The sequence below is a fragment of the Streptomyces corynorhini genome (assembly GCF_003346515.1).
GTDB lineage: Bacteria > Actinomycetota > Actinomycetes > Streptomycetales > Streptomycetaceae > Streptomyces > Streptomyces corynorhini.
The window spans coordinates 1-9,913 of record NZ_QQNA01000369.1 but is presented as its reverse complement, the minus strand read 5'-3'; the positions used below and the strand labels follow the sequence as shown (position 1 = coordinate 9,913).

General features: G+C 70.4%; 9 protein-coding genes and 1 pseudogene. 7 read left to right on the top strand and 3 right to left on the bottom strand.

What is annotated here, in order from left to right; all coding sequences use genetic code 11:
- The 4 genes from DVH02_RS32640 to mmsB all read left to right on the top strand — a co-directional run.
- On the top strand, window positions 1-938 hold a 938-nt coding region (locus DVH02_RS32640; RefSeq protein ID WP_114627463.1), incomplete at its 5' end, for a hypothetical protein.
- A gap of 7 nt (window positions 939-945) precedes the next feature.
- A complete protein-coding gene (gene chvE, locus DVH02_RS32635; protein WP_114627462.1) occupies window positions 946-2,052 on the top strand; it encodes a multiple monosaccharide ABC transporter substrate-binding protein in 1,107 nt (368 codons plus the stop codon).
- The gene (mmsA, locus tag DVH02_RS32630) at window positions 2,049-3,635 is read left to right on the top strand and encodes a multiple monosaccharide ABC transporter ATP-binding protein (RefSeq protein WP_407697708.1); all 1,587 of its coding nucleotides are present in this window, start codon (window positions 2,049-2,051) and stop codon (window positions 3,633-3,635) included. The genes chvE and mmsA overlap by 4 nt, the downstream gene beginning before the upstream one ends.
- A gap of 5 nt (window positions 3,636-3,640) precedes the next feature.
- The gene (gene mmsB / locus DVH02_RS32625; RefSeq protein WP_114627461.1) at window positions 3,641-4,891 is read left to right on the top strand and encodes a multiple monosaccharide ABC transporter permease; all 1,251 of its coding nucleotides are present in this window, start codon (window positions 3,641-3,643) and stop codon (window positions 4,889-4,891) included.
- Window positions 4,892-5,240: 349 nt separating this feature from the next.
- Here the strand turns inward: mmsB and DVH02_RS32620 are convergent, their stop codons facing one another.
- A complete protein-coding gene (locus DVH02_RS32620; protein ID WP_114627460.1) occupies window positions 5,241-5,477 on the bottom strand; it encodes a DUF397 domain-containing protein in 237 nt (78 codons plus the stop codon).
- Window positions 5,478-6,341, bottom strand: coding sequence for a helix-turn-helix domain-containing protein (locus DVH02_RS32615; protein WP_114627459.1), 864 nt, complete (start codon window positions 6,339-6,341; stop codon window positions 5,478-5,480). It abuts the gene before it with no gap.
- A 206-nt stretch (window positions 6,342-6,547) separates the two neighbouring features.
- Between DVH02_RS32615 and DVH02_RS32610 the strand changes: the two are divergent.
- Window positions 6,548-7,000, top strand: a pseudogene (locus DVH02_RS32610) (ATP-binding protein); the annotation flags it as partial.
- A 119-nt stretch (window positions 7,001-7,119) separates the two neighbouring features.
- Window positions 7,120-7,551, top strand: coding sequence for a hypothetical protein (locus DVH02_RS32605; protein ID WP_114627457.1), 432 nt, complete (start codon window positions 7,120-7,122; stop codon window positions 7,549-7,551).
- Window positions 7,552-7,682: 131 nt separating this feature from the next.
- Here the strand turns inward: DVH02_RS32605 and DVH02_RS32600 are convergent, their stop codons facing one another.
- Complete coding sequence (locus DVH02_RS32600) at window positions 7,683-8,441, bottom strand: SDR family NAD(P)-dependent oxidoreductase (protein ID WP_114627456.1); 759 nt, start codon at window positions 8,439-8,441, stop codon at window positions 7,683-7,685.
- Window positions 8,442-8,648: 207 nt separating this feature from the next.
- Between DVH02_RS32600 and DVH02_RS32595 the strand changes: the two genes are divergently transcribed.
- The coding region (locus tag DVH02_RS32595) for an ROK family protein (RefSeq protein WP_147286185.1) at window positions 8,649-9,913 on the top strand (1,265 nt) is incomplete at its 3' end.

Sequence of the window (9,913 nt, the reverse complement as noted above, 5' to 3'; positions counted from 1 at the left end):
CGCAGGCGCTCGCCGCGCTCGGGCTGGCCGCGCCCGACCTCGACCCGGCGGACACGTCGCCGCACGCCTTCCCCGACGGCGGTACCTGGCGTACCGAAGTCCCCTCCGTGGAGGGCCCGGAGTGCCTCGCCGAGGTGCTCAAGGAGTCCGCCAGGCTCGATGTGCCCGTCCACCGGATCAGCCAGGGCAGCGGCGTCTGGATGCTCTCCGACGCCGACATCACCGAGATGGTCGACGCCTGCGCGTCGCGCTCCGTCGAGCTGTGCCTGTTCACCGGGCCGCGCGGCAGCTGGGACATCGGCGCCTCCACCCGTACGGACTCCGGCGGCGCGGGGCTGCGCGCCCGGGGCCACGACGCGCTGGCGGGCTGTGTGGAGGACGCCGTGCGCGCCACCGAGCTGGGGGTGAAGTGCCTGCTCGTCGCGGACGAGGGGGTGCTGTGGACCCTGCACCGGCTGCGCGAGCGCGGTGTGCTGCCCGCCGACACCACGTTCAAGGTGTCGGCGCTGATCGGGCCGGTCAACCCGGCTTCGTACGCCGTGTTCGAGCAGTTGGGCGCCGACTCGGTCAACATCCCCTCGGATCTGGCGCTCGCGCACTTCACCGAGATCCGCCGGGTCAGCCGCACGCCGATGGACCTCTACATCGAGGCTCCGGACGATCTCGGCGGCTACGTGCGGATGTACGAGGCCGCCGAGTTGATCCGGCGCGGCGCCCCGCTCTATCTGAAGTTCGGCCTGTCGAAGTCCCCGGGGATCTATCCCTACGGAGCCCAGCTTCGGGAGACTGCCCTGAGCAGTGCCCGCGAGCGGGTCCGCCGCGGCAGGCTCGTGCTCGATCTGCTCGCCCGGCACGGGGCCGACGGCGGTATGTCGCCGCTCGGTTCCCGGCTGCCGGGTCCGCTCAACCGCTTTCCCGTGACCGATGACAAGGACTGATGCACCCATGCGAACCCGTCGAGCCGCACTCGCCGTCACCGCCGTGTCCCTGGTTCTCTCCCTCGCCGCCTGCGGGCAGAGCGGCGAGGGAGGCAGCAAGGAGGGCAAGAAGGACCCCAAGGACGCCACCATCGGCATCGCGATGCCCACCAAGTCGTCGGAACGCTGGATAGCGGACGGCGACAACATGGTCGCGCAGTTCAAGAAGCTGGGGTACAAGACCGACCTCCAGTACGGCGAGAACGACGTCGCCCAGCAGGTCGCCCAGATCGAGAACATGATCACCAAGGGCGTGGACGTGCTGGTCGTCGCGTCCATCGACGGCAAGGCGCTGAGCGATGTGCTCCAGCAGGCCGCCGACCAGAACATCAAGGTCATCGCCTACGACCGGCTGATCCTCGGCACGAAGAACGTCGACTACTACGCGTCGTTCGACAACGAGAAGGTCGGGGTGCTCCAGGCCGAGTACCTCGTCGACAAGCTCGGTCTGAAGGACGGCAGCGAGAAGGGCCCGTTCAACATCGAGCTGTTCGCGGGCTCGCCGGACGACAACAACACCCGCTACTTCTTCGACGGCGCGTGGAAGACGCTCAAGCCGTACATCGACAAGAAGCAGCTGGTCGTCAGGAGCAAGCAGGACCGGCTGGAACAGATCACCACCCTGGGCTGGGACGGCGGGGCGGCGCAGAAGCGGATGGACAACCTGCTCACCAAGGCGTACAGCTCGGAGCGGGTGGACGCCGTGCTCTCGCCGTACGACGGCATCTCCATCGGCATCCTGTCGTCGCTGAAGTCCGACAGCTACGGGACCACGTCCAAGCCCTATCCGCTGGTCACCGGGCAGGACGCGGAGGTCGCCTCGGTGAAGTCGATCATCGCGGGGCGGCAGACCATGACGGTCTACAAGGACATCCGGCTGCTGGCCGAGCGGGCCGTACAGATGGCGGACGCGGTGCTGAACGACAAGAAGCCCGAGGTCAACGACGAGAAGACGTACGACAACGAGGCGAAGGTCGTCCCGGCCTATCTGCTGAAGCCGGTCGGCGTCGACAAGTCCAACTACCAGAAGGAGCTGGTGGAATCGGGCTACCTCAAGGCGAGTGACCTGAAGTGAGCGGAGCCTCCGCCCCAGCCGCCGCGGCCGCGTCCCGTACGCCGGCCGCCGCGGTCCTGGAGATGCGTTCCATCGTCAAGACCTTCCCCGGGGTCAAGGCCCTCTCGGACGTCAGCCTCACGGTCGAGCGGGGCGAGGTGCACGCCGTCTGCGGCGAGAACGGCGCCGGCAAGTCGACCCTGATGAAGGTGCTCAGCGGCGTGCATCCGCACGGGAGTTACTCGGGGGAGATCCTCTTCGACGGCTCACCGTGCGCGTTCAAGGACATCAAGGCCAGCGAGTCCCAGGGCATTGTGATCATCCATCAGGAACTGGCCCTGGTGCCCTACTTGTCGATCGCCGAGAACATCTTCCTCGGCAACGAGCACGCCGGACGCGGCTTCATCAACTGGAACGACACGCTGAGGCACGCCGCCGCGCTGCTCAAGCGGGTGGGTCTGGACGAGCATCCGCAGACCCGGGTCGCCGACATCGGCGTCGGCAAGCAGCAGCTGGTGGAGATCGCCAAGGCGCTCGCCAAGAAGGTCAAGCTGCTGATCCTGGACGAGCCGACGGCCGCGCTCAACGACGGGGACAGCGCCCAGCTGCTGCGCCTGATCAAGGAGTTGAAGGCACAGGGCATCACCTCGATCATCATCTCGCACAAGCTCAACGAGATCGCCGAGGTCGCCGACTCCGTCACCATCCTGCGCGACGGCAGGACCATCGAGACCCTCGACGTACGGGCGGAGTCCACCACCGAGGACCGGATCATCCGCGGCATGGTGGGCCGGGACCTCGACAGCCGGTTCCCCGACCGCACGCCCTACGAGGGCGAACCGGGGGCCCATCCGGCGCTCGAAGTGCGCGACTGGACGGTGCACCACCCGATCGACCAGCAGCGCAAGGTCGTGGACGGGGTCTCGGTGCGGGTCCGCAGGGGCGAGATCGTGGGGATCGCCGGGCTGATGGGCGCGGGCCGCACCGAGCTGGCGATGAGCGTCTTCGGGCGCAGCTACGGCCGCAACATCAGCGGCACGGTCGTCAAGGACGGTCACGAGATCCGTACCCGTACGGTGCCGGAGGCGGTCGGGCACGGCATCGCGTACGTCACCGAGGACCGCAAGCACTACGGGCTCAATCTCATCGACACGATCGGCCGCAACATCAGCCTGGGCGCGCTGTCCAAGGTGTCCCGGCGCGGCATCGTCGACGAGCACGAGGAGAGCCGGGTCGCCGAGTCGTACCGCAAGAGCATGAACATCAAGGCGCCGACGGTCTTCGAGCAGGTCGGCCGGTTGTCGGGGGGCAACCAGCAGAAGGTCGTCCTCAGCAAGTGGATCTTCGCCGGGCCCGATGTGCTGATCCTCGACGAGCCCACGCGCGGTATCGACGTGGGCGCGAAGTACGAGATCTACACGGTCATCGACCAGCTCGCCGCCGAGGGCAAGGCCGTCATCTTCATCTCCTCAGAACTCCCCGAGCTGCTGGGCATGTGCGACCGCATCTACACGATGGCGGCCGGCCGGCTCACCGGTGAGATCCCGCGCGCGGAAGCGACCCAGGAAGTCCTGATGCGCCACATGACCAAGAACACGAGGTAGTCGACATGGGTCCGGTCACCACCGACACGCCGAAGGGCGACACACCGAAGGACGCCCCGCCGAAGCCGCCGGGCGGCGGCTCGGCCACCGGGCAGCTGCTGCTGGAGGCCGCGCGCCGCAACATGCGGCAGTACGGCATGCTCATCGCGCTCGGCCTGATCGTGGTCCTGTTCCAGATATGGACCGACGGTGTGCTCCTCAAGCCGAACAACGTCACCAACCTGGTGCTCCAGAACAGCTACATCCTGGTGCTGGCCATCGGCATGATGATCGTCATCATCGCGGGCCACATCGACCTCTCGGTCGGCTCGCTGGCCGCGTTCGTCTCCGCGGCCTGCGCGGTGATGATGGTCGAACACGACATGCCCTGGGTGGCGGCCCTGATCCTCGGGCTGCTGATCGGGGCGGTCGCCGGGGCCTGGCAGGGCTTCTGGATCGCGTACATCGGCATCCCGTCGTTCATCGTCACCCTCGCCGGGATGCTCCTCTTCCGGGGCGCTACGCAGATCTTCCTGGGATCGCGTTCGCTCGGCCCGTTCCCTGAGGGCTTCCAGAAGATCTCCACCGGCTATCTGCCCGAGGTCGGCCCCAGCACGAACTATCACAACCTGACCGTGCTGCTGGGGCTCGCGCTGCTGGCCTTCGCGCTCTTCCAGGAGTTCCGGGACCGGCGCAGGCAGCAGAGTTACGAGCTGGAGGTGCTGCCGCTCAACCTCTTCGTCCTCAAGTGCGTGGCGCTCGCCGCCGCCGTCCTCGCCTTCACGATGACGCTGGCCAGCTACCGGGGCGTGCCGGTCGTCCTGCTGCTCCTCGCGGCGCTGCTGATCGGCTTCGGCTACGTGATGCGCAACGCGGTGATCGGCCGCCACGTGTACGCGCTGGGCGGCAACCAGGCGGCGGCGAAGCTGTCCGGGGTCAAGGACAAGCGCGTCACGTTCCTGGTCTTCGTCAACATGGGGGTGCTCGCGGCGCTGGCCGGGGTGGTCTACGCGGCCCGGCTGAACGCGGGTGTGCCGCAGGCGGGCATCAACTTCGAACTGGAGGCCATCGCCGCCGCGTTCATCGGCGGCGCGTCGATGAGCGGCGGGGTCGGCACGGTGTTCGGCGCCATCATCGGCGGTCTGGTGCTCGGCGTGCTGAACAACGGCATGTCGCTGGTGGGCATCGGCACCGACTACCAGCAGGTCATCAAGGGGCTGGTGCTGCTGGCCGCGGTGGGCTTCGACGTCTGGAACAAGCGGCGGGTGGGCGCCTGACGCCCGGCCCCCGTCCGGCGGAGGACGCGGCGCCGCAGCGCACCTGAAAGTGCTGCGACGCCGCGCTCCCCGTTGTCGGATACGTCAGGTGGAAGCACGGCCCGCAGGGGCGAGGTGCGGGCAGCTCCGACTGCTGCGCGTACCTCAACATGCCGTCTCACCAGGGGCGTTACCTCTCGGCGAGGTGGGCCGTCCGTTGCCTGGGCAGACACGGTTCAGAGGAGGTGGCCACCGGTAACCAGCCATGGACGCGGGCGGGACGCGGCGTGTCGGTCTCGATCGAGTCGGTCCCCGTCATATGCGCTCCCTGGGTGTCGGTCGGTGGGCGGAACAGCTGGGACGAGCGGGATCAGGTGAGGAGGAAGTCCGCCTGCCCCGACTTGGCTCCATGGATGAACGCGGCGATCTCGTTGGTGGTGTAGATCAGCGCGGGCCCGTCGGGGTCGGCGGACTGGCGCATGGCGACCCTGCCGTCGGCCAGCTTCATGGCCTCGATGCAGTTGCCGCCGTTACCGCCGCTCCACGGCTTGTGCCAGCCCTCGGCGCCGAGGTCGGCGGCGGGCATGCCGTTGTATATGGGGTCCATTCACAGCTCCTTGCGGACATCCTTGAGGATCTCCTTCGTGCGTTGTGCAGTCGCGGCCTGAGCCGCCATCCGGTCCATGACCTCCAGGTGGGTGGCCACTTCGGGACGGGCATCGAGATATACGGCGCCGGTCAGGTACTCGCTGTAGACCATGTCCGGCAGTTCCGGTACGGCGAAGCGGAAGATCACGAACGGCCCGTAGGTACCCGGGTGGTGCCCGCTGGAGAACTCCGCGACCTGGATCGTCACCTGGGGCAGTGCGGCGGCTTCGAGCAGCCGGTCGATCTGTCCGCGCATGACGTCCGGGCTGTCGCCGACGGGTCGGCGCAGCACGGTCTCGTCCATGATCACCCAGAATCTGGGCGCGTCCTCCCGGGTCAGCAGTGACTGGCGCTGCATGCGCAGCGCCACATGGCGCTCGATGTCCTCCGGACTGGCCTGCCCCACGGCTCCGGCGATCATGACGGACCGGGCGTACTCCTCGGTCTGGAGGAGTCCGGGAACGAAGTGCGGTTCGTACGCCCGCAGCAGCGCCGCGGCGCCCTCCAGGCTGACGTACATGCTGAACCAGTCCGGCAGGATGTCGTGGAACCGCTGCCACCAGCCGGGCCTGTTCGCCTCCTCGGTGAGTTCGACGAAGGCGTCGGCCTCGCCGTCGGGGACGCCGTACGCCTTGAGCAGCAGCTGCACATAGGGGACCTTGAGCGCGACCTCGGCCGTCTCCATCCGACGGATCGTCGCCGGGGCCACCCGCAGAAGCCGGGCGGCCTCCTCGCGTTTCAGGCCGCGGCGCTCACGCAGATCTTGCAGACGTCTGCCGAGCACGACCTGTCCCACGGTCGGGGCGGACCGCGGTTCACTCACTTTGACCTCCCCACGCACAGTTGGCAGCAGTCTGCCATGCCTCCAGGACGAAAGGACACGGCACTCTGAAATTTTCAGAGTGCCACTTGCCAAGTGTCCTCGGCGGGTGGAGAGTGGATCGGTGAACCAGTACACGCGGTTGTCGCGCTCTGCCATGGGAGAGGCCCGCGCTCCATCCGCTGCTCCCCCACCGTTAGGAATCGGTCGTGGCACCTGGTAACGCGCTCACCCCCCAGCTCATCGCCCTGTGCCCCGGGAACGCCGTCCGTCGTTACGGGTTCCGGTTGCCGGCCCACGCCGAATCGGTCGGCCGTGCGAGACAGCTCACCCGGGACCGGCTCGACCATTGGGATCTGGACGAACAGACCCGCGAAACGGCGGTCCTCGTCGTCTCCGAACTCGTGACGAACGCGATCGTGCACGCCGCGGGCGCCCGCGTCCTGTGCGAGCTGCGCGAGGGCGAGGGCCATCTGCGGATAGCCGTGGAGGACCAGGGATACGGACCGACGGGACCACAGCTGCACCACACCGGCGTCGACGAGTGCGAGGGTGAGGGCGGCCGTGGTCTCTTTCTCGTCGACTCCCTGTGCAGCGGCTGGGGCGCCCACGACACCTCCGGGTACGGCCCCGGGCGTGTCGTGTGGGCCGAGCTGCCGCACACCGGCCGGGCGGCGGGCACGGGCGTCGGCAGCCCGCGGACCCCGGTGACCGGCGCGGCGCGCGAGACGAACGGCGCGGCGCCGGTAGCGACCGGCGTGCCGCGCGGATCGGGGACGCCGTGCTGAGGAGCGCCCTGCAGCGCCTCTCCCGCGGCCTGCGGGAGCAGCCGGCCGGCCGCCGGGTCGAGCTGCCGCTGCCGCCCACGCTCCCGGCGACGCTGGGGTGCGACGCGGTCGGTGTCCCGGCGGAGCACGGCTTCCGGCTGATGGCGCGGCTGCCCAGGACCGGCTGCGTCTTCGCCGACGCGGACTGGTGGTGGTGGATCGTCCCGGCGGGCTCCGACCTCGATCTGAGCTGGCCGTCACCGGCCCGCTACGTCACGGGTACGGCCGTCCCCGCGGCGCACCCGCGGCTGATCCACTGGCCCGAGGCGCACACGCCGTACACCCCGCCGATCCCCTTCTACCTCATGGTCTGCCAGCTCTCGGGCACGGCGCCCGCCTGGACACGGGACGGGGCCTCCCAGGCGCTGACGCCGGCCGTCGAATAGCGGGCCGGGGCCCGGGGGCCCGCCCGCCACGGGTACGGGCGGCACGCGAGGGGACGCGTGCCGCCCGTACCCGTCCTCCTTCTCCGGCTTCTCCGGCTTCTCCGGCTTCTCCTGGCGGACTCGGGACGGACTCAGGACGGGGACGTGGCGACGCTCCAGCCGCCGTCCACGACCAGGCTCGACCCGGTGATGTACGACGCCTCGTCGGCCGCCAGGAAGGCGATCGCGGCGGCCACCTCCTCCGGTCTGCCGAGACGGCCCGCCGCCGTCCCCGCGGCGCCGCGCTCGCGCTCCTCGCGCGGCGCCTCCTCCCAGCCGACGGTCAGGATCGGCCCCGGCAGTACGGCGTTGACCCGGATCTCGGGCCCGTACTCCACGGCGAGCTGAGCGCACAGGGAGAGCAGCGCGCCCTTGCCCGCGGCATAGGCGGGATGGCCGGGGACGCCCTTGTGCGCGTGGACGGACGAGGTCAGCACCACCGAGCCGCGCCGCTCGCGCAGATCGGGGAGCACGGCCCGGAAGCCGAGGAAGCCTCCGGTGAGATTGACGGCGAGCTGGCGTTCCCAGGACGCCAGGGACAGCTCGTGGGCGGGGGCGACCTCGGCGGTGCGGGCGTTGCTGACCAGGACGGCGACGGGCCCGAAGGTGTGCGCCGCCGCCACGATCCGGTCCCAGCCCGCCGGATCGGCGACATCGGCGGCGACGAAGGCGGCGCGACCGCCGTAGGCGCGGATCCGCGCGGCGAGCGGTACGCCCCGCTCGCCGTCGATGTCGGCGAGGACGACGGAGGCACCTTCGGCGGCGAGCCGTACGGCGGTGGCGGCGCCGACGCCCGAGGCGGCGCCGGTGACGACGGCGACCCGGTCGGAGAAGCGGGCGGCTGCGTTCATGGGACGGTTCGACTCCTTGGTGAGGTGCGTGGACGGTCATACGTGGGAACGGTGAGGAGTACGGCCGAAAGGGTGCGGAGCCTCACCGGATCCCCGGATCACGGGTGATCGGATCCCTGGCGACCGGATCGACCGTACGGGTGAACGGCGGCGCGGGCCGCGGGCGCTGCCGGGCGGCCCGGCCGATCGCATAGGCTCGGGCGCGAGATGAACACCAACCACACCTCCCTCGGCGCGAAGGCCGACAAGGAGACCGTGCGCCGGCACAACCTGAGCCTCGTGCTGCGGGCGGTGAGCGACGAGGGCGAGGCGACCAGGGCCGGGGTGGCGGGGCGGGTGGGGCTGACCAGGGCGGCCGTGTCGTCGCTGGTCGAGCAGTTGCTGGAGAGCGGGTTCCTCTCGGAGTCGGGAAAGACGTTCAGCGGGCAGGCGGGCAGGCCGGGCACCGTGCTGAAGGTGACGCGCTCCGGGCCCGCCGGGATCGGCGTCGAGATCAACATCGACTACGTCTCGGTGTGCGTGGTCGATCTCGCGGGCACCGACCGGGTCCGGCTGACCGAGCACCTCGACAACCGGCGCGTCTCGCCCGCGGAGGTCCTGGCGCGCGGCGCGCGGATCGCGGCGCGGACCCTGGAGTCGGCGGCCGAGCAGGAGTTGCACCCGGTCGGGGTCCAACTGGCCCTGCCGGGGCTGGTGTCGGGCGGTTCGGTGCGCCAGGCGCCCAATCTGGGCTGGAACCGGGTCCCCGCCGAGGAGCTGTTCGCCCGCGCGCTCGCCGCGCTGCGGCCCGACGCGCCCGCGCTGCCGGTGAGTTCGGAGAACGAGGCCAATCTCGCGGCGCTGGCCGAGCTGTGGTTCGGCGGGCTGGGCGCGGTCCGTACGTTCCTCTATCTGACCGGTGAGATCGGTGTCGGCGGCGCGCTGGTGCTCGACGGCGAGTTGCTGCGCGGCGCGCACGGCTTCGCCGGGGAGATCGGGCACGTGGTCGCGGACGCGTCGGGCCCGCGCTGCCGGTGCGGCGCGCGGGGCTGTCTTGAGCAGTACGCGGGCCAGGCCGCGCTGTTGCGCGCGGCCGGTATCGACGAGGACTCCGGCGCGCGGGGCCTGGCCGAGCTGGCGCGCAAGGTGGCCGAGGACGATCCGGCGGCGGTGGCCGCCGTGGAGCGGGCCGGGACGATGCTCGGCCGGGTGCTGTCGGGCGCGGTGAATCTCCTCGACCCGGACGCGGTGGTGCTGGGCGGGATCTACCGGGAGCTGATGGACCGGCTGTCACCCGCGGCCGACCGCGAGCTGACGGCCCGGGTGGTCTCGGGGCTGTGGCCGCGCGGCAGCGGGCGGCTGCGCGCCTCCTCCTCCGCGGGTGACGCGGCACGCGGCGCGGCGGCCCTGGTCGTCCGGTCGGTGCTGGCCGATCCGGTGGCGTACGCGGGTCAGGGAGCGGGCCACGGGGTGGGGCACGGGGCAGGCTCCGG

Coding starts and splice junctions, on each gene's coding strand:
- chvE (WP_114627462.1), top strand. CDS start 946: ATGCGAACCCGTCGAGCCGCACTCGCCGTCACCGCCGTGTCCCTGGTT.
- mmsB (WP_114627461.1), top strand. CDS start 3,641: ATGGGTCCGGTCACCACCGACACGCCGAAGGGCGACACACCGAAGGAC.
- DVH02_RS32620 (WP_114627460.1), bottom strand. CDS start 5,477: ATGGACCCCATATACAACGGCATGCCCGCCGCCGACCTCGGCGCCGAG.
- DVH02_RS32600 (WP_114627456.1), bottom strand. CDS start 8,441: ATGAACGCAGCCGCCCGCTTCTCCGACCGGGTCGCCGTCGTCACCGGC.